At 71.4% G+C, this 21566-nt stretch carries 16 protein-coding genes, 5 tRNA genes, 1 pseudogene and 1 riboswitch; of the genes and pseudogenes, 12 read left to right on the top strand and 10 right to left on the bottom strand.

What is annotated here, in order from left to right; translation table 11 throughout:
- Positions 1 to 464 precede the first annotated feature (464 nt).
- From ACFZDC_RS39790 to ACFZDC_RS39805, 4 genes are all read left to right on the top strand, one after another.
- Positions 465 to 1889 (top strand): MFS transporter, encoded by a 1425-nt coding sequence (locus tag ACFZDC_RS39790; protein ID WP_391331699.1) that lies wholly within the window; start codon positions 465 to 467, stop codon positions 1887 to 1889.
- Positions 1890 to 1949: 60 nt separating this feature from the next.
- On the top strand, positions 1950 to 3167 hold the full coding sequence (lhgO, locus tag ACFZDC_RS39795; protein WP_391331700.1) for an L-2-hydroxyglutarate oxidase: 1218 nt from the start codon (positions 1950 to 1952) through the stop codon (positions 3165 to 3167).
- A gap of 450 nt (positions 3168 to 3617) precedes the next feature.
- On the top strand, positions 3618 to 4460 hold the full coding sequence (gene trmB / locus ACFZDC_RS39800) for a tRNA (guanosine(46)-N7)-methyltransferase TrmB (RefSeq protein WP_391331701.1): 843 nt from the start codon (positions 3618 to 3620) through the stop codon (positions 4458 to 4460).
- A 68-nt stretch (positions 4461 to 4528) separates the two neighbouring features.
- On the top strand, positions 4529 to 5824 hold the full coding sequence (locus ACFZDC_RS39805) for a PrsW family glutamic-type intramembrane protease (protein WP_391331703.1): 1296 nt from the start codon (positions 4529 to 4531) through the stop codon (positions 5822 to 5824).
- A gap of 73 nt (positions 5825 to 5897) precedes the next feature.
- Here the strand turns inward: ACFZDC_RS39805 and ACFZDC_RS39810 are convergent, their stop codons facing one another.
- The 5 genes from ACFZDC_RS39810 to ACFZDC_RS39830 form a co-directional block, all read right to left on the bottom strand.
- The gene (locus ACFZDC_RS39810; RefSeq protein ID WP_391331704.1) at positions 5898 to 6845 is read right to left on the bottom strand and encodes an aldo/keto reductase; all 948 of its coding nucleotides are present in this window, start codon (positions 6843 to 6845) and stop codon (positions 5898 to 5900) included.
- A 154-nt stretch (positions 6846 to 6999) separates the two neighbouring features.
- Positions 7000 to 8031 carry a peptidoglycan DD-metalloendopeptidase family protein gene (locus tag ACFZDC_RS39815; protein WP_391331706.1) on the bottom strand — a complete coding sequence of 344 codons (1032 nt, stop codon included), beginning with the start codon at positions 8029 to 8031 and terminating at the stop codon, positions 7000 to 7002.
- Between the two features lie 7 nt (positions 8032 to 8038).
- Positions 8039 to 8207, bottom strand: a riboswitch (cyclic di-AMP (ydaO/yuaA leader).
- A 234-nt stretch (positions 8208 to 8441) separates the two neighbouring features.
- Positions 8442 to 9635: a SpoIIE family protein phosphatase gene (locus tag ACFZDC_RS39820; protein ID WP_391331707.1), complete on the bottom strand. Its 1194-nt coding sequence runs from the start codon at positions 9633 to 9635 to the stop codon at positions 8442 to 8444.
- A 181-nt stretch (positions 9636 to 9816) separates the two neighbouring features.
- Positions 9817 to 9890, bottom strand: a tRNA-Met gene (locus ACFZDC_RS39825).
- A 65-nt stretch (positions 9891 to 9955) separates the two neighbouring features.
- On the bottom strand, positions 9956 to 11089 hold the full coding sequence (locus ACFZDC_RS39830) for a dihydrofolate reductase family protein (RefSeq protein WP_391331709.1): 1134 nt from the start codon (positions 11087 to 11089) through the stop codon (positions 9956 to 9958).
- Positions 11090 to 11156: 67 nt separating this feature from the next.
- On the opposite strand from ACFZDC_RS39830, the gene ACFZDC_RS39835 reads away from it, so the two are divergent.
- Complete coding sequence (locus ACFZDC_RS39835; RefSeq protein ID WP_391331710.1) at positions 11157 to 11687, top strand: MarR family transcriptional regulator; 531 nt, start codon at positions 11157 to 11159, stop codon at positions 11685 to 11687.
- A 171-nt stretch (positions 11688 to 11858) separates the two neighbouring features.
- Positions 11859 to 12500 (top strand): GTP cyclohydrolase II RibA, encoded by a 642-nt coding sequence (ribA, locus tag ACFZDC_RS39840; RefSeq protein ID WP_391331712.1) that lies wholly within the window; start codon positions 11859 to 11861, stop codon positions 12498 to 12500.
- 136 nt (positions 12501 to 12636) lie between these two features.
- Here the strand turns inward: ribA and ACFZDC_RS39845 are convergent, their stop codons facing one another.
- The 3 genes from ACFZDC_RS39845 to ACFZDC_RS39855 all read right to left on the bottom strand — a co-directional run bounded on the left by ACFZDC_RS39845 (position 12637) and on the right by ACFZDC_RS39855 (position 15090).
- A complete protein-coding gene (locus ACFZDC_RS39845; RefSeq protein WP_391331714.1) occupies positions 12637 to 13092 on the bottom strand; it encodes a hypothetical protein in 456 nt (151 codons plus the stop codon).
- 313 nt (positions 13093 to 13405) lie between these two features.
- Positions 13406 to 13478 (bottom strand) — tRNA-Lys (locus ACFZDC_RS39850).
- Between the two features lie 88 nt (positions 13479 to 13566).
- A complete protein-coding gene (locus ACFZDC_RS39855) occupies positions 13567 to 15090 on the bottom strand; it encodes an amino acid permease (protein WP_391331716.1) in 1524 nt (507 codons plus the stop codon).
- Between the two features lie 90 nt (positions 15091 to 15180).
- Between ACFZDC_RS39855 and ACFZDC_RS39860 the strand changes: the two are divergent.
- A pseudogene (locus ACFZDC_RS39860) lies at positions 15181 to 15306 on the top strand (glycosyltransferase); the annotation flags it as partial.
- A 91-nt stretch (positions 15307 to 15397) separates the two neighbouring features.
- Here ACFZDC_RS39860 and ACFZDC_RS39865 read toward each other — a convergent pair.
- Together ACFZDC_RS39865 and ACFZDC_RS39870 are read right to left on the bottom strand one after the other, a co-directional pair.
- Positions 15398 to 17620, bottom strand: a complete 2223-nt coding sequence (locus ACFZDC_RS39865) for a DEAD/DEAH box helicase (RefSeq protein WP_391331718.1) — start codon at positions 17618 to 17620, stop codon at positions 15398 to 15400.
- 216 nt (positions 17621 to 17836) lie between these two features.
- Complete coding sequence (locus tag ACFZDC_RS39870) at positions 17837 to 18355, bottom strand: hypothetical protein (protein WP_391331719.1); 519 nt, start codon at positions 18353 to 18355, stop codon at positions 17837 to 17839.
- Between the two features lie 469 nt (positions 18356 to 18824).
- Here ACFZDC_RS39870 and ACFZDC_RS39875 point away from each other — a divergent pair, with 469 nt between their 5' ends.
- The 5 genes from ACFZDC_RS39875 to ACFZDC_RS39895 all read left to right on the top strand — a co-directional run bounded on the left by ACFZDC_RS39875 (position 18825) and on the right by ACFZDC_RS39895 (position 21335).
- On the top strand, positions 18825 to 19175 hold the full coding sequence (locus ACFZDC_RS39875) for a metallopeptidase family protein (RefSeq protein WP_391331721.1): 351 nt from the start codon (positions 18825 to 18827) through the stop codon (positions 19173 to 19175).
- Positions 19176 to 19424: 249 nt separating this feature from the next.
- Positions 19425 to 20972: a metallophosphoesterase gene (locus tag ACFZDC_RS39880; protein ID WP_391331723.1), complete on the top strand. Its 1548-nt coding sequence runs from the start codon at positions 19425 to 19427 to the stop codon at positions 20970 to 20972.
- A gap of 80 nt (positions 20973 to 21052) precedes the next feature.
- Positions 21053 to 21125, top strand: a tRNA-Glu gene (locus ACFZDC_RS39885).
- Between the two features lie 37 nt (positions 21126 to 21162).
- Positions 21163 to 21237, top strand: a tRNA-Asp gene (locus ACFZDC_RS39890).
- Between the two features lie 24 nt (positions 21238 to 21261).
- Positions 21262 to 21335, top strand: a tRNA-Phe gene (locus ACFZDC_RS39895).
- The last annotated feature ends 231 nt before the right edge of the window (positions 21336 to 21566 follow it).

A 21566-nucleotide genomic window follows, 5' to 3' on the forward strand; every position in this document is an offset into this window, starting at 1 on the left:
GGAATCACCCGACTGAACCGGGGTCGATTTTCAGCCAATTCGACAGCGGCTCATAGGATTTGAGCACGCTCCGTACAGGCCCGGGGAGCGCTCCGCGGCGCGGGAACGCGCACAGTCCGGGAGGCGGGCATCGCCTCCCGGACCGGTCCGCCACCCGCGGGGATGAAGGTGGCGGTGTCCCCCAGCCCACTGGATCCAGTACAGCGGGCCGACCCACGCAAGAGCCATGGAACCGCTCCCCCGGTGGCCGGAGAAGAGCGCACGGGCGGGCGCACGGCCACACGGGCGGGGGCACGCCGCGACAGCGTGTGCACGGTGCGTACAGGGCCGTACTCCCGTACGGACCACAATCCCGCCATCCGGAACAATGCCCCTTAACGCTTGGGATGCGGCGAACTACGCTGGGTTTACGAATGCCGCACGGTTATGCCAGCGCGGCAGCCGTCTGTGTCGAGGGGTGGCGCATGTCCAGGGAGCAACGCGGGCCGAACGAAAAACTCGGCACCGTTCTCGCCCTCGCGGGAATCAGCAACGCAGGCCTCGCGCGACGCGTCAACGACCTTGGCGCGCAACGCGGGTTGACTCTTCGCTACGACAAGACCTCGGTGGCGCGCTGGGTGTCGAAGGGGATGGTGCCGCAGGGAGCGGCGCCGCACCTCATCGCGGCCGCCATCGGCCAGAAGCTCGGCCGCCCGGTCCCGCTCCATGAGATCGGCCTGGCGGACGCGGATCCCGCACCGGAAGTGGGCCTCGCCTTCCCCAGGGACGTAGGACAGGCGGTGAAGTCGGCGACCGAGCTGTACCGGCTCGACCTCGCCGGGCGCCGGGCCGGCGGGGGCGGCATCTGGCAGTCGCTCGCCGGGTCGTTCGCGGTGAGCGCATACGCAACGCCCGCCTCACGATGGCTGATAACCCCCGCCGACAGCTCGGTCGCGCGGGAGGCGAACTCCGGCGAGGACTCCGGCGCACCGATCAAAGTCGGCCACAGTGATGTGCAGAAGCTGCGGGAGGCCGCCGAGGACGCCAGGCGCTGGGACTCCAAGTACGGGGGCGGCGACTGGCGTTCGTCCATGGTGCCCGAGTGCTTGAGGGTGGAGGCGGCGCCGCTGCTGCTCGGCTCGTACTCCGACGAGGTCGGCCGCGCCCTGTTCGGGGCCACCGCCGAACTCACCCGGCTGGCGGGCTGGATGGCCTTCGACACCGGCCAGCAGGAGGCGGCGCAGCGGTACTACATCCAGGCGCTGCGGCTCGCGCGCGCGGCCGCGGACGTCCCGCTCGGGGGCTATGTGCTGGCCTCCATGTCGCTGCAGGCGACGTACCGGGGCTTCGGCGACGAGGGTGTCGATCTGGCGCAGGCCGCGCTGGAGCGCAACCGGGGGCTGGCGACCGCGCGGACCATGAGTTTCTTCCGGCTGGTCGAGGCGCGGGCACACGCGCGCGCGGGGGACGCGCAGGCGGCGGGGGCGGCCCTGAAGGCCGCCGAGAGTTGGCTCGAGCGGTCCAGGGAAGGTGACAACGACCCCTCTTGGCTTGGTTTCTATGGTTATGACCGGTTTGCTGCCGATGCTGCGGAGTGCTACCGGGATCTGAAGGCGCCGCGGCAGGTGCGGAGGTTCACCGAGCAGGCGTTGTCGAAGCCGACGGAGGAGTTCGTGCGGTCGCACGGGCTGCGGCTGGTCGTCTCCGCGGTCGCCGAGCTGGAGTCGGGGAACCTGGACGCGGCGTGCGAGCAGGGGGTGCGGGCCGTGGAGGTGGCCGGGCGGATCTCGTCCGCTCGGACGACCGAGTACGTCAAGGATCTCCTGCATCGGCTGGAGCCGTACGGGGACGAGCCGCGGGTGGTGGAGTTGCGGGAGCGGGCTCGGCCCTTGTTGATGACTCCGGCCTAGAACCTCACACCCCGAGTTTGAAGGCGCTGTCAGTGGCGCAGTGCACTATCGGAGTCGGAGGTGGTGCAGGTGCGGGTCGGGGCGTACGACTGTGATGTGCTCGTGATCGGTGGGGGGATCGTCGGGCTGTCGACGGCGTATGCGATCACGCGTGCCGCGCCGGGTACGCGGGTGACCGTGCTGGAGAAGGAGCCGGGGCCGGCCCGGCACCAGACCGGGCGCAACAGCGGGGTCATCCACAGCGGGATCTACTACCGGCCGGGCTCCCTCAAGGCGCGGTACGCGGTGGGGGGCGCCGCCGAGATGGTGAAGTTCTGCGCCGAGTACGGCATCGCGCACGCCGTCACCGGAAAGCTGATCGTCGCCACCGAGCGGGAGGAGCTGCCTCGGCTGCACGCGCTCGTGCAGCGCGGGCGGGAGAACGGGATTCCGGTGCGGGAGCTGGGGGCCGCCCAGATCGCGGAGTACGAGCCGGAGGTGCGCGGACTGGCCGCCATACACGTCGGTACGACCGGTGTGTGCGACTTCGTCGGCGTCGCCCGGCAGCTGGCGCGGGCCTCGGGGGCGGAGATCCGGTACGGGGCACGGGTCGTGCGGGTGGACCGGCGGCCGGAGCGGGGCGTGGCCGTGCTGACCGCGGGCGGGGACGTCGTACGCGGGCGGGTGCTGGTGAACTGTGCGGGGCTGTACTGCGACGAGGTGGCGCGGCTGACCGGGGACGAGCCCGGGGTGCGGATCGTGCCGTTCCGCGGTGAGTACTACGAGCTGGCGCGGCCGGAGCTGGTGCGGGGGCTGGTGTATCCGGTGCCGGATCCGGCGTTCCCGTTCCTCGGGGTGCATCTGACGCGGGGGATCGACGGGGGTGTGCACGTCGGGCCCAACGCGGTGCCGGCGCTGGCGCGGGAGGGGTACGGCTGGGGTGTCGTACGGCCCCGGGAGCTGGCCGGGACGGTGGCGTGGCCGGGGTCGTGGGTGATCGCCCGGCGGCACTGGCGGTACGGGGCGGGGGAGCTGCGGCGGTCGGTGTCCAAGGGGGCGTTCCTGGAGGCGGTGCGCAGGTTGCTGCCCGCGGTGGAGGAGGGGGATCTGGTGCGGGCCCCTGCCGGGGTGCGGGCGCAGGCGGTGTTGCGGGACGGGACGCTGGTGGACGACTTCCTGATTCGGGAGGGGGCTCGGGCTGTGCACGTCCTCAATGCGCCGTCGCCTGCGGCTACCGCTTCGCTGCCGATCGGTAGGGAGGTGGGGCGTCGGGCGTTGTCTCTGCTGGGGGCGCTATGAGGGGCGTGTCTTGTGAGGGGCATGTCTTGTGAAACGCCTGACCTTGTGGGTGCTTGAGCCGTTGTGGGGGTGCCCTGTGTCCGGGGGCACCGTCCCAGAGGGCTCCCGCCCCCTGGACCCCCGGCCTATGCCCACCCACCACCCGTCTCGGTCGGCAGAGAAGGTGCCGTCTCCGGCGACGCGGTCGGCCAACGCGCGGCGCCGGGTCTCGGTCGAGCGAGAAGATGCCGCCCCCCGGCGACTCGGTCGCACGTGGCGGTGCTGTCCCCGGCGACTCGGTCGGCAGGGAAGGTGCGGCCCCCGGCGACTCGGTCGGGCCGTCTGCGGTCGGCGGAGAAGGTGTCGTCTCCGGTGGCTCGGTCGGGTGAGGAGGTGTCGCGGCGGGTGTCTCGGGTGGGTGAGGTGGGGGCGTCAAGAGGGGTGGGGTTGCGCCGTAAAATCGGTTTCACTGTGTCTGACTCGCTGAATGCCTTCGAAGCCCACCGGTCCGGTCCCGCCGAACCGGACTCCTCGCATGTTCCGGGTGTGTCCGTTCGGCACAGCCGGGCCAAGGGGGAGCCGCGGTTTCCGGACGGGCCGAAGGCCGATCCCGCCGGGTCGCACTTCGAGCGGCGGATCCGGAGTTTTCAGCCGCGGCGGAGCCGGGTGACGGCGGGGCAGGCCGACGCGCTGCAACGGCTGTGGCCCAAGTGGGGGCTGGACATCGACGGGCAGCGCGTCATCGACCCGGGCGAGCTGTTCGGGAACGGCAATCCCGTCGTGCTCGAGATCGGGTTCGGGATGGGCGAGGCCACCGCGCAGATGGCGGCCGGCGACCTCGGCACCAACATCCTCGCCGTGGACGTGCACACACCGGGGCAGGGGAACCTGCTCAACCTCGCCGACCAGAACGGGCTGTCCAACGTCCGGGTGGGCAACGGGGACGCCATCATCCTGCTGAGGGAGATGCTCCGGCCCGACTCGCTCGACGGACTGCGCGTGTACTTCCCGGACCCCTGGCCCAAGAAGCGGCACCACAAGCGACGGCTGATCCAGCCCGAGTTCCTGACGTTGGCCGCGACCCGGCTGAAGCCCGGGGCGATCCTGCACTGCGCGACCGACTGGGAGCCGTACGCCGAGCAGATGCTCGAAGTGCTCACCGCGCATCCGGACTTCGAGAACACCCAGCCCGACGGCGGTTACGCGCCACGTCCCGGCTTCCGGCCGCTGACCCGTTTCGAGGGCCAGGGACTGGACAAGGGACATGTCGTGAACGATCTGCTCTTTCGTCGCGTACCGCACCGGAACCCGTAACCGCATCAGACCAGTCACTCCGACAGCAGCACCAGCCCCTTCGTCCGGTCACCGTTAGGGTCGATGCCGTGGCCACCAGTCCTCCGTACCCGACCTACTCACCCGGCCCCGGAAGCGGAGCGCATCCGCACTGGTGGCAGCGCCGGTGGGTGCGCTACGGGGCGTTGATCACGCTCCTGGCACTGTCCGGACTGGTCATCCTCGCGATGGTACGCAGGCAGACCGGCACCGACGGCTTCCTGGTCGGACTGGGCCTGGCCGTCCTGCCCGTGCCCTGGCTCATAGCGGCCTTCCGATGGCTGGACCGGGTGGAGCCGGGTCCCTGGCGGAATCTGGTCTTCGCGTTCGCCTGGGGGGCCTGCGCGGCGGCGCTGATAGCCATCGTCGCCAACACCTTCGCGACGAAGTGGATCGCCACGGCGACCGCCGACCCGGGCAGTGCCAACACCCTCGGCGCGACCGTGATCGCGCCCATCGTGGAGGAGTCCGCCAAGGCCGCGGCCGTGCTCCTGGTCTTCCTCTTCCGCAGACGGGACTTCACCGGGATCGTCGACGGTGTCGTGATAGCCGGGGTCACCGCGACCGGGTTCGCCTTCACGGAGAACATCCTCTACCTGGGCACGGCCTTCGGAACCGACCAGCTCACCGGCGACCGCGGCCTCGTCTCCGTCACCGCCGCCACCTTCTTCGTGCGCATCGTGATGTCCCCGTTCGCGCACCCCCTGTTCACCGTGCTCACCGGCATCGGCTTCGGCATAGCCGCCCTCTCGGCCGAACGGCAGCACGCCCGGCGCGTCCTGGTTCCGTTCGGCGGGCTGCTGCTCGCGATGAGCATGCACGCCTTCTGGAACGGCTCCTCGACCTTCGGTGAGTTCGGGTTCCTCGCCGTCTACGGCGCCTTCATGCTGCCCGCCTTCGGGCTGCTGACCTGGCTCACGATCTGGACGCGGCAGCGGGAGCTGCGGACCGTGCGGGAGGAGCTGCCGGCGTATGTGTACGCGGGGTGGCTGGGGCCGGCCGAGCCGTTCGTGCTGGGCTCGATGCGGGCGCGGCGGATGGCCCGGGATCACGCCCGGCAGCACTTCGGGGGGCGGCCGGCGGCCCGGGCGGTGGCGCAGTACGAGGCGTACGCCACCTCGCTGGCCTTCCTGCGGCACCGGGGGCGGCGGGGCCGGGCCGGGGCCGACTTCGTCGTACGGGAGCAGGAGCTGCTCACCCAGCTGTGGAAGCGCAGGGATGTCGCCCGGCCGGCACTGGAGTACGCGGCCCGGGCCTCCGCACCGGCGCCCGTGCCTACGGCGTACTGGGCGGCATACGGGCACCCGACGGTGCCGTATCCCGTCTACAACCCGTATCGGTCCTAGACCTCGGTGTGAGGGGCGTCGGCACCGCCGGACCACGTCGTCGTGACCGGGCGCCGTCGCCGCGGAGAGGGAGTCAGGCGGAAGCCCGGGTCAGACGGTCCGATTCCTCCTGCGTCAGCCGCAGCTGCGCCACTCCCAGCAGCGCCGGAAGCTGTTCCACGGTGCGGGCCGAGGCGATGGGGGCCGTCACCGTCGGCCGGCCGGCCAGCCAGGCGAGGGCGACCGTGGCCACCGGGACCCCGTGGGCGGTGGCGATCTCGTCCAGGGCCGTGAGGACCTTCTGGCCGCGCTCGGACTCGAGGTGCTTGGCGGCGGAGCCGGCACGGGCGCTGTCGACCTTCGTACCGGGGCGGTACTTGCCGGTCAGGAAGCCCGAGGCGAGGGCGAAGTACGGGACCGCCGCGAGCCCCTCACGGGCGGCGAGGTCCTGCAGCGGGCCCTCGTAGGTGTCGCGGGAGACCAGGTTGTAGTGGGGCTGGAGGGCGACGTACCGGGCGAGGCCCTCGCGGTCGGAGAGGTCGAGGGAGGCCCGCAGGCGCTCAGCGGAGATGTTGGAGGCGGCGATGTGCCGGACCTTGCCCGCCCTCACCAGCTCGTCCAGCGCGCCGATGATCTCCTCCACCGGCACTTCGGGCTTGTCGAAGTGGGTGTAGTAGAGGTCGATGTAGTCGGTGTCCAGGCGGCGCAGGGAGGCGTCGGCGGCGGCCTTGATGTTGGCCGCGGACAGGCCCTGGTACTCCGGGTGCTGGCTGACCTTGGTCGCGATGACGACGTCGGAGCGGTTGCCGCGGGCCTTGACCCATTTACCGATGATCGTCTCGGACTCACCGCCCTTGTTGCCCTCGATCCACGCCGAGTAGGAGTCGGCGGTGTCGAGGAAGTTGCCGCCGGCGGCCGTGTAGGCGTCGAGGACGGCGAAGGAGGCCTCCTCGTCGGCGGTCCAGCCGAAGACGTTGCCGCCGAGGGCCAGCGGGAAGACCTCGAGGTCGGAGGAGCCGAGTTTGCGCAGAGAATCGGTCATGCTTCTTTTCAACCGTCACTCCGGTACCGCCCATTCCGGGATTCCCGCGCGAACGGTGTGTGAACACAGGACCGGCAGCCCTGACGTCGGGGGGGTGCCGTCAGGGCTGCCGGGGACCGGATGAGGGGTCGGTCGGGGCCGGGTCAGCGGCTGGTCAGGGGGTGAGGCCCTTGCCGCGCAGCCACGTCATCGGGTCGATGCCGGTGGCCTGGCCGTTCGGGTGGACCTCCAGGTGGAGGTGCGGGCCGGTGACGTTGCCGGTGGCGCCGATGCGGCCGATGACGTCGCCGGTGCCGACCTTCTGGCCGACCTTGACGTTGATCGAGGACTGGTGGCAGAACCACAGCTCGGTGCCGTCGTCCAGGGTGAGGATCGTGCGGTAGCCGTAGGCGCCGGCCCAGCCCGCCTCGGTGATGATGCCGCCGTGGACGGCCTTGATCAGCGTGCCCGTCGGGGCGGCGAAGTCGAGGCCGGTGTGGTAGCCGGAGGACCACATCGAGCCGGGCTGGCCGAAGGTACCGGTGATCGTGTAGGAGACGACCGGCAGCCGGTACTCCTTGGCCAGCTCGGCCAGGCGCTCGGCCGCGGCCTGCTTCTTGGCGGCGGCCTCGGCCTTCTCCTTGGCGGCGGCGGCCTTGGCGGCGGCTTCCTTCTCCGCCTTGGCGGCCGCGTCGGCGGTCTGCTTCTCGGCGGCGGCGACGGCGGCCGCGGTGGCCTTGCTGTCGACCTTGCTCCGCTGCTGCTCGGCCTGGGCCATGATCCGGTTGCGCAGGGCCTCGCCCGCGTCGCTCTGGTCGCTGTCGGCGGAGGTCGTGCCGAGGGTGCTGAGCGAGGCCGTGGTGGCCTTGGGCGCGTCGGAGGAGTCGTCACCGAACAGGGAGCCGACGGAGGGCAGGTCGGGCATGGAGATGGACACCGGCGGCTTGCCGGTGTTGGCGCTGGCCATGCCGCCCGCGCCGACGGCGGCTATGACGCCGACGCCGAGGACGGTGGAGCTGCGGGCGAGTCCGCCGCCGCGCTGCTTGGCGACGCGGTGCCGGCCGCGCACGGGTCGGATGGAGTCCTCGGTGGGATTCCACTCCTCCCAGGGGCCCTCTTCGGTGCGGTAGTCGCCGTAGCCGAAGGTGTCGGTCTCACGCTGGGCCGGCACGAACGGGGCCTTGGGGGCAGGCGGGTTGGACGCCACGCGGGCGTGCTCCTTTCCTTCCTCCGCCTACCGGGTTAGCTGACGGGTTCGGAGCAGGAAGGTCTCCTACGCGCGTATACGGGCCGTGGACCAGAGCAGTTCACGGCAGCATCCGCGTGATTCACCCCAAAGTGGTGGTTCCCCGGTTCCCTTGCGGGATTCGGCGCGTGCGCACGGAGCCGTCTCTTGTGACGGCTGGGACGACCGCGCTGCGTTATCGAACGTTAATAGACCCACGTGTCAGATTCCAAGCTGTTCGGCTTGATCGTTAACCTTTCTCCGGCTGGACGTACGCGTCAGGACCGGAGGAAATCGGGCGAGTTGACCGATGCTCAGGAGTCCCGGCGTTTTTGAGGGTGACTCAGGTGTTATGCGGAGGGCTCCCATCCGCTCACTGTCGGTGCAGGCGGTCACGGTCGCCGTACGGCGAGCAGCGCCATGTCGTCCGTCATCCCGCCCCCGGAGTGCCGGCGCACCTCCGCGGCGAGGCGGACGACCAGGGTGCGCGGGTCATGGAAGCGGCGTCCGGCGAGCCGGCGCCAGGGGTCGTAGAAGCGGCCGTGGGCGTCGCGGGCCTCGGACAGGCCGTCGGTGTAGACCAGCAGGGTGGCTCCGCTCGGGAAGCCGAACTCGGTCGCGCGGTCGGGCCACCGGCCCAGGTCGCTCATGCCGAGCGGGAGCGCGGGCTCCTGCGGGGTCAGGCTGCGCAGGGTGCCGTCGTCGTGCAACAGCAGCGGCGGGGGATGGCCGCGGTTGACGATCCGGACGACGCCGCCCCCGTGCGGCAGTTCGGCGAGCACGGCGGTGGTGAAGCTCTCGACGGCGTCGATCCCGTCCCGCCGGGTGCCCTCGCGGGCCAGCGCACCCTCCAGCCGTTCGGCCACCGCCTCCAGCGTGCTCTCCTGCTCGGCGGCCTCCCGGAACGCCCCGATCACCACGGCGACGGCGGCGACCGCCCCCATGCCCTTGCCGCGTACGTCCCCGACGACCAGCCGGACGCCGTGCGGGCTGTCCTGCACCGCGTACAGGTCGCCGCCGATGAAGGCGTCCTCCTGAGCCGCCTCGTACCGGGCCGCGATGTCGAAGCCCGCGATCCGTGCGGCGGGCTCGGGCAGCACGGCCCGCTGGGCGGCCTCGGCGATCTCCCGTGCCGAGGCGAGCCGCCGGTCACCGAGGCGTACGACGCGGTTGATGGCGGCGGCCAGCAGGGCGACGGTGGCCACGGTGACGACCTCGGTGACCAGGCTCACGTCCGTGCCGGTGCCGTAGCGGGCGTGCACGGCGAAGGTGGCGACCAGGGCGGCGAGGCCGGTGAGCACCGTGGCCCGCAGCGCGGACAGGGGTGCGGCGACCAGCGGAGCGGCCGTGAAGAAGGGGACGGCGGTGAAGTCGCGCGGAGTGAGCAGGTCGTACAGGATCCCGCCGGCGATGAGGAGCGCGGGCAGCGCGCGGGCCAGAGTGCGCGGGGTCGGGCGGCTGCCGCGCCGCGGGCCCGGCGGGAGGGGCACGCGCGCGTGACCGAGGCCCGGGTCCGGGACGGGGTCACCGGGGAGCCTGCCGGCCGCCCTGGCGTACGGGCTCTCCTCCACCTCACCAGGGCGCACTGCTGGTCTCCCGTGTCCTTGACGTACGTCCAGCGTGGCGGGAGCGGACACGGCGGGCGACCGCTGTTGGACCGAGCGGATGACCGACTGTGATGTACGCCACTCGGCGCCCTGCGGGTGGTCGATGGGGGAAACACTCAGGGCCGGAATCCATTGCTGGATTCCGGCCCTGAGTCTTCAGTAGCGGGGACAGGATTTGAACCTGCGACCTCTGGGTTATGAGCCCAGCGAGCTACCGAGCTGCTCCACCCCGCGTCGTTGTGACTCCAGTGTACGCCATGTTCAGGACGCCCAGCACACGGGTTTCCGCGAGGGGCCGCTCAGGGCAGCAGATGCGCGTTCGGCGCCTTTGCCGGGCCCTCGCACTCCGGCAGCAGGACGACGTCCACGCCGGCGCTCACCAGCACCCCGGTGCCGTCGGCCGCCGTCACGAACGTGTCCGGCTCCCGCCAGGCCGTGACCACCCGGCCTACGCCCGCCCGGAGGATCAGCTCGGCGCAGGGGGCGGGGCGGGAGGCGCGGCGGGAGCAGGGCTCCAGGCTGCTGTAGACCGTGGCGCCCGGAAGGCGCGGGTCGGTGGGGTCGATCTTCGCCAGGGCCGCCTCCTCCGCGTGCACCACTGGGTCGCCGCCCTCCCGCGAGTGGCCGCGCGCCAGCTCCGTGCCGTCGGCGGCGACCACCACCGCGCCGACGCTGAAGGCCGTACGTGAGGGCGGGCACAGGGCGGCGAGATCGCAGGCGGTGCGCAGCCAGTGGCGGTCGGCGGCGGTGGGCGCCCGGCCGGTGCCCGGGGCGGTGGGCTCGTAGCGCATGAGGACGACGTCCTCGATCCGGCGGGTCTCGGTGAGGCGGAGCCGACCGCCCTGGTACGTCCCCGGGCCGAACAGGCGCGGGGCCGTCGGGTCGCCGACGAACAGCGGGGCGAGGACCAGCTGGAGTTCGTCGGCGAGGCCCTGCTGGAGGAGCTGGGTGTGGACGGTTCCGCCGCCCTCGACCATCAGGCGCCCGACACCGCGCACGTCGTGCAGGTGCTCCAGCAGGGCGCGCCAGTCGAGGTCGGGACCGAGGCAGACCACGTCGGCGGTCCGGCCGAGGGCGCGGGAGGCCTGGTCGGCCCCCTCGTCCGTCGTGTACACGAGCTTCTCGCCACCGGTGTGCCAGAAGTGCGCGTCGGGGTCGAGGTCCCCGGTGGCGGTGACGGTGACCTTCAGGGGGTACGCGGGCCTGCCGCCGGCCACGCGGGCCGCGCGGCGCTCGGGTGAGTTCACCAGCAGGCGCGGGTTGTCGGCACGGATGGTGCCGGCGCCGATCAGGATGGCGTCGACCGAGGCCCGTACCTCGTCGACCCGGTCGAAGTCGGCCGGGCCGGACAGCAGGAGCCGGTCGGGGCCGGTGTCGTCCAGGCAGCCGTCGAGGGAGACGGCGGCGGACAGCAGGACGTACGGGTACGGCATCGGCGCGCTCCCTCGCGAGACCCAACTGAGTCTTGGTTCAAGTTTGAAACAAACTTACACTGGCGGCATGACGACCCGCTGGCTCACTCCCGAGGAGCAGCGCGCCTGGCGCGCGTACATCGCCGCCTCCAGGCTCCTGGAGGACGCGATCGACCGGCAGCTCCAGCAGGAGGCCGGCATGCCGCACCTGTTCTACTCCGTGCTGGCCAACCTCTCCGAAGCGCCCGACCGGCGGCTGCGCATGACCGACCTCGCCGAGAAGCTGAAGATCACGCGCAGCAGGCTGACCTACGCGGTGACCAGGCTGGAGCGGGACGGTCTCGTGCGGCGGGAGGACTGCCGCTGGGACCGGCGCAGCAGCATCGCGGTACTGACGGACGAGGGGATGACCGTGCTGGAGCGTACGGCACCCGGGCACGTCGAGACGGTCCGCACGACCCTCTTCGACCGGCTCACGCCGGAGCAGGTGGGGCAGCTGGAGGAGATCTGTACGGGGATCGCCCGAACGCTGGGGGAGGAGACCGGGGGTGCGGCGGTGGACGTGCCCTGGCGGCGGAGGTCGGCGCCGTGTTCGGGGCCGGCCGACTCGCCCTCGTAGGCCCTGGCGTGCGCCCCGGGCCCGGCGTGTGCGACGCCGTGCGCCACACCGTGCGCCGCACCGCAAAGTCGTTGCTTTAACTTTGAAACATGGGGTAGGGTCCCCGACCGAGCATCTGCTTCAAATCTGAAGCAGATGCCAGCAGTAAGGGAACGGAACCCGGAGGCCCGCATGCCCCACACCCCCGCCACGCCACGCGCCCGCGTCCGGGTACCGCTGCACTTCTCCGACGGCTACCGCGTCGACGCCGAACTCGTCACCTTCCACGGCCTGGCCGACGGCCAGGAGCACGTCGCCGTCGTCCTCGGCGAACCCGGCCCTGTCCCCCTGGTGCGGCTGCACTCCGAGTGCCTGACCGGGGACGTCTTCGGCTCGGCCCGCTGCGACTGCGGTCCCCAGCTGCGCGAGGCTGTCAAGCGGATCGCCGAGCGCGGGGGCGTCCTGCTCTACCTGCGCCAGGAGGGGCGCGGCATCGGCCTGTACAACAAGCTCGACGCCTACGCCCTCCAGGACCAGGGCCTCGACACCTACGAGGCGAACGCCGCGCTCGGCCTCCCGGAGGACGGCCGCGACTACACGGCCGCCGCCCAGATGCTGGGCGCCCTCGGCATCGGGGAACTGGACCTGCTGTCCAACAACCCCGACAAGGCTGAGCAGTTGCGCTCACTCGACGTCGTCGTACGGGACCGGGTGCCGACCGGTGTCTTCACCACGGCCCACAACGTCCGCTACCTGCGCGCGAAGGTCCTGCAGACCCAGCACACGCTGCCGCTCGGCAAGTTGGGCGGCCTGACCGAGCTGACCGCGGGCTGAGGCGGCCTCCCGGCCAGGTGTACGCGATCAAGACGCCTGGCGGCGCAACGCTGTGGGCCCCTACCGTGCTGATCAGGGGAGGGTGGCGGCGCCCCTGCGGTGGCACGCACCCGGGCGACGGGCCCCGGCCGCCGGCTCAGTCCCACCAGTTGAACATCAGCTCACCCAGCGTCCGGGGCCGCCAGTGCCGGACCTGCTGCAGCTCGGTCTCCGCCAGGTCACGCAGATCCACGTGGTCGATGTCCGCTCCCAACTCCTCGCCCCCGGCGGGCCGGAATCCCGCCTCGGCGAAGTTGCTCGCCCACCACGGCGCCTCCACGAACTCCCTGACCGGCCACCCGCGGTCGAGCGGCAGGGGGGCGAAGGCCACGACCGGAAGGGTGCAGTGCCCGAGGACGGCGCTCCCGCCGATGGCCACCGCACGGTAGCTCGCGACCAGGCCGACCTCGAGATCCCTCACCCGGGACCGCGCCTCGCGGGCAGCGGCGAAGCAGACCCGGCGGAAGGCCGCCAAGTCGATTTCCCGAAGAGGGGCTTCGCCTGCGGCCCGGAAACCGGTCGCCCCGCGCTCGGCCCGTATCACCAGGCTCACTCCACGAAGACCGCCGTCACACGCCGACCTGCGCGCATCGTATGGTGGGCGGCTGCGTTGGCCCCTGCGCCGGTCGGCCGGCAGGGGCTGCCATGGTTCGCGCACCCGCCGGGGACGCGGCATCGGCCGGTGCCCCGGTGATGCCCCGGCCGATGCCGGCACTGCCGTCGGCGACAGCGCCCGGGGTGCATGCTCGCGTCCGCTCAGGCATCGCCCACGCACGGATGCGAAAAGGAGACAGCGCCCGAGCCGGCCGAAGCCGACCCGGGCGCTGCGTCGCAGGTCGAAGGGGGTGAGCCCTCCCCCGCATGCGTAGGCCCTGTGGGACTCGAACCCACAACCAATGGATTAAAAGTCCACTGCTCTGCCAATTGAGCTAAGGGCCCAGGCGATGTTGCCTGTCCGAGCATAGCCGGACGAGGCCGTGTCTCCGATCGGGTATCGGGGACGCGGCCGCGTCGGGTGGGCGAGAGATCACTTTTTGACCGGCTCGGGGGCCGCGTTCCGGATGCGGGCGGGATTCAGGAACCAGTGGCGGGCCGAGGCCAGCCACCAGGTCGCGGCGAAGCCCAGGACGACCAGGACGGCGATCGGGGCGTAGTTGAAGGTCTTCCAGGTGACCGGGGAGACCTGGGGGAGCATGAAGAGGACGGTGATCACCGCCACCCAGGTGACGGACACGATGCCGACCGGGATCGACCAGCGGCCCAGGTGCCACGGCCCGCGTTCGAAGGCCGTCCCCCTGCGGACGCGCAGGTAGGTCGGGACGACGTAGGCGATGTAGAGGCCGATCACCGCGATCGACGTCACCGCCGCGTAGGCCGTCGAGTTGATGAGGTAGGGCAGGCCCAGGGCCAGGGCGGCGAGTGCGGCCAGCCAGACCGCTGCCACGGGGGTACGGGTGCGGGGGCTGACCGTGTGCCAGAGGTGGGAGAAGGGCAGCGCGCCGTCGCGGGAGAAGGCGTAGATCATGCGGCTGTTGGCGGTGACCGAGGCCATGCCGCAGAAGAGCTGGGCGCCGATCACCACCAGGAGCAGGAGTTTGCCCGTCGTGGCACCCAGGGCGTCGAGGAGGATCTGGGCGGGCGGGGCGCCGGTCGGGGACGCCAGTTCCTTGTCGTACGACTGGATCGCGAAGGTGAAGCCCAGGAGCAGGACGAAGCCCGCGATCCAGGACGTCCAGATGGAGCGGACGATGCCCTTCGGGCCCGCCGTCGACGCGTCGTGGGTCTCCTCGGTCATATGGGCGGAGGCGTCGTATCCGGTGAAGGTGTACTGGGCCATGAGGAGGCCGAGGAGGACGACGTAGAGGCCGCTGCCCCAGCCCGTCTGGTTGACGAACTTCGTGAACACGAAGGACGCCGACCGGTGGTGGTCGGGGACGAACGCGAGCGCGCCGACGATGACGGCGACCCCGAGGACGTGCCACCACACGCTCACGCTGTTGAGGAAGGCGACGATCCGGACGCCGAAGGTGTTCAGCAGGCCGTGCAGGATCAGGATCGCCGCGAACAGCAGCACCGTGCGGGCCGGTGTCACCCCGAAGTCGAACTGGAGGTTCAGGTAGGCGCCCAGGAAGGACGCCGCGCCGAAGTCGATGCCCGCCGTCACCGCCACCTGGCCCAGCACGTTGAACCAGCCCGTGAACCACGCCCACGCCGCCGCCGAGCGCGGGGGCGCCAGGCGGTGGGCCCAGAAGTACAGGCCCGCCGAGGTCGGGTAGGCCGAACAGATCTCGGCCATCGACAGGCCCACGAACAGGGTCATCAGGCCGACCGCGACCCAGCCCCAGGTGATCACCGCCGGGCCGCCGGTGACCATGCCGAAGAGGTAGAGGGTGAGGCAGCCGGACAAGACCGAGATGATCGTGAAGGAGACGGCGTAGTTCGAGAACGCCGACATCCGGCGGGCGAGGACCTGGGTGTAACCGAGCTGGGCCAGCCGTTCCTCGTCCGACAGCCCTTCCGCTCCGCTGCGCACCATCGCGTCATCTGTCATGCCCCCAGCAATGCCCGCGGCGGACCAGTGACATGCGCCACACGCTCCTCGCCCTAGCGTGGATCAGGGGTCCGCGGCCTCCGTTCACCATGCCCTTCGCTGTACGAGCCGATGGGCATCGTCAACCTGGAGGCGATGGCCTGCGGTACGGCCGTGGTGGCCACCGCCACCGGGGGGATTCCCGAGGTGGTGGCCGACGGGGTGACCGGTCTGCTCTCTGTCCACCTGCTGAAACGGCTGCGGGCCCCGGGTGTTCCGGGGCCCGCAGCCGTGTTCGGGCAACCGGCGGTCAGCCGGTCACTCGGTGTCAGCCGTTGCGCTTCCAGCGCGGCTTGTCGTCGCGGCGGCCGACCGAGCCGGTGCCGCGGTGGTCGTCACGACGGCCGTAGGGGCGGTCGGGGCCGGCGGAGCGGAAGCCCGGGCGGTCGTCGCGGCGGTCACGGTTGAACGGACGGTCGCTGCCCCGGTGCCCACCGCGCTCGTCACGGCGGAAGCCACCCCGCTCGTCACGGCGCTCGAAGGGACGGCCACCGCGGTCGCGGTCGAACGGACGGCGCTCGTCGCGGCGCTCGAAGGAACGCCCACCACGGTCACCCCGCTCGTCACGGCGCTCGACGCCACGGCCACCGCGGTCGTCACGGCGCTCGAAGCCACGGTCACGGTCCCGGTCGAACGGACGGCGCTCGTCGCGGCGCTCGAAGGAACGCCCACCGCGGTCACCCCGGTCCTCGCGGCGCTCGAAGCCCCGCTCACCCCGGTCCCGGTCGAACGGACGGCGCTCGTCACGGCGTTCGAAGGAACGCCCACCACGGTCACCCCGGTCCTCACGGCGCTCGAAGCCCCGCTCACCCCGGTCCCGGTCGAACGGACGGCGCTCGTCACGGCGCTCGAAGGAACGCCCACCACGGTCACCCCGGTCCTCACGGCGCTCGAAGCCCCGCTCACCCCGGTCCCGGTCGAACGGACGGCGCTCACGGCGCTCGTAGGGCGCCGAAGCCGCCGGACGCTCCTCGCGCTCGGTCGCGCGCTCGGCCGGCTCCTCGGTCACGGACGCCTCGACCACGGCCTGAGCCGCGGCCGCCTGCGCCTCGGCCACCGCCGTCTCCGGGTCCTCACCGCGCTCGCGGGCAACCCGGGCGACCAGCCGGTCGGCCTCCTCGCGCAGCTCGCCCGCGCGGCGCTGGGCACGCTCCAGCTGCTTGGTGAGCTGGGCGACCTCGCGCTCTGCCTGCTGTGCGGCGCTGTTCGCGGACTCGGCCTGGACCTCGGTCATGGAGCGGGCGCCGGTGATCTCGGCGACCTCCGGGTCGAAGGCGGCACCGCCCTGGATGATGTGGCGCCCGGCGTCGACGCCCGCGTCCTCCATCAGACGGAAGATCTGGCGCCGCTGGTGCGGCAGCGACAGGGAGACGACCGTGCCCGTGCGACCGGCACGCGCCGTGCGGCCCGCGCGGTGCAGGTAGTCCTTGTGGTCGCCGGCCGGGTCGACGTTCAGGACCAGGTCGATGCCGTCGACGTGGATGCCGCGCGCGGCGACGTCGGTCGCGACGAGCACGTTGACGTAGCCGTCCTTGAAGTCGGCCAGCGTCCGGGTCCGGGCGCCCTGGGTCATGCCGCCGTGCAGCGCGTCGGACTTCACACCCGCCTCGCGCAGCTGCTCGGCGACGCGGTCGGCGCCCAGCTGGGTGCGGACGAAGATGATCGTGCGGCCCTTGCGGGAGGCGATCGCGGCGGTGACCGGCGCCTTGTCCTTGGGCTTCACGATGAGGATGTGGTGGGACATGGTCGTCACCGCGCCCTGAGCCGCGTCCACCTCGTGCAGGACGGGCTCGTTCAGGTAGCGGTCGACGAGGGTCTTGATCTCGTTCTCCATCGTGGCGGAGAAGAGCATCCGCTGGCCGCCGGCCGGGACCTGGTCGAGCAGTTCGGTGACCTCGGGCAGGAAGCCCAGGTCGGACATCTGGTCGGCCTCGTCCAGGACGGCGATCCGCACGTCCTCGAGCGAGCAGGCGCCACGGTTGATGAGGTCGCGCAGCCGGCCCGGGGTGGCGACGAGGATGTCGACACCGCGCTCCAGGGCGTAGATCTGGTTGCCCATGGACGTACCGCCGCAGACGACCTTCATCTTCAGGCCGAGGACGTCGCCGTACGGCTGGAGGGCGTCCGCGACCTGCATGGCCAGCTCGCGGGTCGGGGTGAGGATGACGGCGCGGGGCCGCTTCTTCTCGGTGCGGCCACCGGCCAGCGTGGTCAGGGTGGGCAGACCGAAGGAGAGGGTCTTGCCGGAGCCGGTGCGGCCACGGCCGAGGATGTCCTTGCCGGTCAGGGCGTCCGGAATGGTCGCGGCCTGGATCGGGAAGGGGGTGGTCACGCCGTTCTGTGCGAGCTTGCGCACGATGCCCTCGGGGAGACCGAGGTCGGCAAAGGTGGTCTGGGGGGTGTCAGCGGTCTCGATGACCTCGGTGGTCACTTCGTCGAGCTGGATGTCGTTCTCGGACACGACGATGTGATCTGTGCTGGACACGGACATGCGAATGCGAAACCTTCCGGAGTCTCTTCGGCACGCGCCCGTCAACTCCGTGATTCGCTCTACGACCGCCTCAATGCGGTCCGCCACGGCAAAGGAGAGTACGCGCCACACGGCGCGCTCTGTGGTGGCGCCGGGCAAATGGGATCAAACGATCTACCACCATACGCACCCACTACCCCCCAAGGCAAACCGAGTCACGGAGACCCTCGTCACTCCCTACGCCGGGACCCCCGCCTGCGGCGCCGGCTCCCGCTGTACGAGCTGCGGCGCCGTCTCCTCGTGCGCCGAGGACGACGGTTCGGCCGACGGCGGCTCCGAGGTGGGCTCGGGCGGGGTGGACGCCGGGGGCTCGGGCGGGGCCGAGGTCACCGGGGGCGTGGGCTGGCCCTTGGTCGGCGCCGGGTTCCCTGGGGCCGCGCTCCCGCCCGGCACACCCGGCTTCGCCGGCGCCGCCGACGCGCTGCCCGTACCGGACGGCCTGGCCGAGGCCGAGGCCGACTTCCCCCGCTTGGCCTTGCCCCCGTGCTCGTGCTTGCCGTCACCTGCCGGACCACCGTAGCCGAAACCGCCCCCGCCGGCCCCCGGGCCGCCGTCGGACGCCTCACCGCCCCGCTGCCCGGCCGAGTGCGAGGGCCCGCCCCGACCGGCGTCGTCTCCCACGCTCACACAGCCGGCGGCGGCCGTGACGACCAGCACCACGACGGCCAGACGGACGAGTACGTACAAGGGGCGCACGGCGGCCACCTCCGGAGACAAGAAAAGGAGTCAACCTCCCCAACTCCCGCCGCCCGCAAGAGGACACGCGCCGCGTTCGAATCGATGCCGGTCCGATCACCTGTACCCGCGCGCGTGCAGCCGGGCGTCGTGTGCACAGGGAGAAGAAGGGCCGTAGAACACCTTTTCTGCCCTGTAGGTCCGTACGTTCGGCTCCGGCCGTTTGACCGTGGCCGGGAGCGGGACGCGGTCCCACGGCGCTGGAGACACGGACTACGGGCGAAGGTGCGCGCTCGTGACGACGTTTCTCGGCCGGCACACCGGACGGCGCGCACGGGCAACACGCACGGCCCAGAACCTTCCCGCCAGGCTCTGGAGCCGTAGGGCGGCGGCGCGGCTCTCCAGCTCGCCTCCCTTCCGTGCTTCTGCGAAGCTCACGGCCGGAGCCCGGATACCCCCGCTCCACGCAGTCGTCCCCGACAATGGCCCTGTGCTGGAGATGACACGCGACAGGTTCGAAGAACTGGTGAGTGAGGCCCTGGACCGGATCCCGCCGGAACTGACGCGGGTCATGGACAACGTGGCCGTGTTCGTGGAGGACGAGCCGTCCGCCGACGACCCCGAGCTACTGGGCCTGTACGAGGGGACCCCCCTCACGGAGCGCGGGGAGTGGTACGCCGGAGTGCTCCCGGACCGCATCACGATCTACATGGGCCCAACCCTGCGCTACTGCGAGACGGCGGAGGACGTGGTGCACGAGGTGTCCGTGACGGTCGTCCACGAGGTGGCGCACCACTTCGGCATCGAGGACGCACGGCTGCACGAATTGGGCTGGGGCTGACTTCCTGGCATCCCTGGACGCCCACCGAGCAGCTCGGGGTCGTCGGCGGGCGGTTCGTCCTCGACGAACACCGCACGTTGTCCACGACCCGCGTCGGCTCCGGGGGGGATCCTGTCGAGCGCCTCGGCGGCAGGTTCCTAGAACTCCTCGCGCGTCATCTCCAGCACAGGGCCGTTCTCCGGTACGAGACGGCCGTGCGGGAGTGCGAGCCGTCGCATATCAGCGCCCGTGTGTGGGCATACGGCTGCAATGGCCCGCGTCCCCGTCGCAGCCCTGAACCGCATGCTGAACCGGACATCCCACCGCACCCGCAAAGCCGCCCGCCCACTGCCCGCCCTCCAACCGGCGGACCGCCCCCGCCCCTGGCTGCACGCCCTGGGGCTCGGCGCGGTGGTCGTCGTCGGCGCCTGGCTGGGCCTGCTGATCGTCGGGAACGTACGGGCCCCGGTCGGCCCGATGAACACGACCATGGCGCTGCGCCCGTCCCTCACGGGCGGCACGAAGATCAACGTCTCCCCGCTCGGCGCGCTGACCCTGGACAGCCATGTGGCCCCCGTACGCCTGGACGTCAACGTCGACCAGCTCGACCCGCTGCGCTCCCAGGCCCTCGTCCACCACCCCGAGCGGCTCTCCGGCCTCCAGGACGAAGTGGCCCGGGACGTCGAGCACGGCACGCTCGACCTGGCCGTACGCTCCTGCGTCGCCGTGGTCTCCGGGGCGACCGCCCTCGGCCTCGCCGTCTACCGCCGCCCACGCCGCGCCCTCGCCGCCGGCGGCCTGGCCCTCGCCCTCCTCGCCGCCTCGGGCGCGACGGCGTACGCCACCTGGAACCCGAAGTCGGTCCTGGAACCCAAGTTCTCCGGCCTGCTGTCCTCCGCACCGTCCCTGGTCGGCAACGCGCGCAACATCGTCACCGAATTCGACGTCTACCAGAAGGAGTTGGCGCGCCTGGTGACGAACGTGACCAAGCTGTACGACGTCACCTCCACACTCCCGGCCTACCAGCCGGACCCCTCCACCCTCCGCGTCCTGCACGTCTCCGACATCCACCTCAACCCGGCGAGCTGGAAGATCATCGCCTCGCTGGTGGAGCAGTACCAGGTGGACGTGATCGTCGACTCGGGCGACACGATGGATCACGGCACGGCCGCGGAGAACGGCTTCCTGGACCCGATCGCCGAGCTGGGCGTGCCCTACGTCTGGGTCCGCGGCAACCACGACTCGCTCGTCACCCAGCGCTATCTGCGGCGCATGAAGAACGTGCACGTCCTGGACGACGGCCGGGCGGAGACGATCGCGGGCCTGCGCTTCGCGGGCATCGGCGACCCCCAGTTCACCCCCGACCGCACGGTGGCGCCCGGCGGGAACGCGGCCGAGCAGCTCGCGGGCGACCGCCTGGCCGCGGACCTGCGCGACCAGCGGGCGGCCGGCGCACCGGTGGACGTGGCGATCGCCCACGAGCCCTCGGCCGCCCGGGAGACGGACGGTGAGGTGCCGCTGGTGCTGTGCGGACACCTGCACCACGAAGGCACCGAAACGCTGAAGTACGGCACGAGGCTGCGCATGGAAGGCTCGACCGGCGGCAGCGGCCTGCGCGCGGTGGAGCACACGTACCCCGCCCCCATCGAGGCCTCGATCCTCTACTTCGACCGCGACAGCCGCCGTCTGCAGGCCTGGGACGCGATCAAACTGGGCGGGCTGGGCCTGACGACGGCCGAAGTCAGCCGCCACCTCCCCGAGGAGAACCTGCCCGGCGCCACCCACAGCCCGACGTCGCCGTCCCCCTCCGCCTCGTAAACCGTTTTGGCGATCCTCCCCGCCATCCCATATGCTTCTCACGTCCCCGACGCGCTGAGAAGCGCCCAGGCGGGCCGATAGCCCTCATCGTCTAGCGGCCTAGGACGCCGCCCTTTCAAGGCGGTAGCACGGGTTCGAATCCCGTTGGGGGCACGCAATACCGTGTGCGACACTGTTGCACGCACAGCTTGGTCCTGTGGAGCAGTTTGGAGTGCTCGCCACCCTGTCAAGGTGGAGGCCGCGGGTTCAAATCCCGTCAGGACCGCTGAGGTTTCCCCGGAAGCCTCGTGGCTGGGTAGCTCAGTTGGTACGAGCGTCCGCCTGAAAAGCGGAAGGTCGCCGGTTCGACCCCGGCCCCAGCCACAACCGCCCCCAGGGCTTGAGCCCCTCTCCACTAGCAGTGGAGAGGGGCCCTTTTTCGTGGGCTACGCCAACCGGTACGCCAACCGCCTAAACGATCAATAGGTCTGGCGCGGAAGTGCCCCTCGCCAACGCCTAGCGAGTCTTTCCGAATACGGTCAGTGGTCATAGGCGGTCAGTGATCGGCTGACCGCCTGCCCGGTCTGGAAGTTGTGCCAGATCGCGGCGGCCAGC

Source organism: Streptomyces sp. NPDC007905 (assembly GCF_042959345.1).
In the GTDB taxonomy this organism is placed as follows: Bacteria; Actinomycetota; Actinomycetes; order Streptomycetales; family Streptomycetaceae; genus Streptomyces.

Bases quoted from the DNA above. Each gene is read 5' to 3' on its own strand.
- ACFZDC_RS39865 (WP_391331718.1), bottom strand. From the start codon at position 17,620: ATGTCCGTGTCCAGCACAGATCACATCGTCGTGTCCGAGAACGACATC.
- ACFZDC_RS39790 (WP_391331699.1), top strand. From the start codon at position 465: ATGTCCAGGGAGCAACGCGGGCCGAACGAAAAACTCGGCACCGTTCTC.
- ACFZDC_RS39830 (WP_391331709.1), bottom strand. From the start codon at position 11,089: ATGCCGTACCCGTACGTCCTGCTGTCCGCCGCCGTCTCCCTCGACGGC.
- ACFZDC_RS39855 (WP_391331716.1), bottom strand. From the start codon at position 15,090: ATGACAGATGACGCGATGGTGCGCAGCGGAGCGGAAGGGCTGTCGGAC.
- ACFZDC_RS39880 (WP_391331723.1), top strand. From the start codon at position 19,425: ATGGCCCGCGTCCCCGTCGCAGCCCTGAACCGCATGCTGAACCGGACA.
- ACFZDC_RS39835 (WP_391331710.1), top strand. From the start codon at position 11,157: ATGACGACCCGCTGGCTCACTCCCGAGGAGCAGCGCGCCTGGCGCGCG.
- ACFZDC_RS39810 (WP_391331704.1), bottom strand. From the start codon at position 6,845: ATGACCGATTCTCTGCGCAAACTCGGCTCCTCCGACCTCGAGGTCTTC.
- ribA (WP_391331712.1), top strand. From the start codon at position 11,859: ATGCCCCACACCCCCGCCACGCCACGCGCCCGCGTCCGGGTACCGCTG.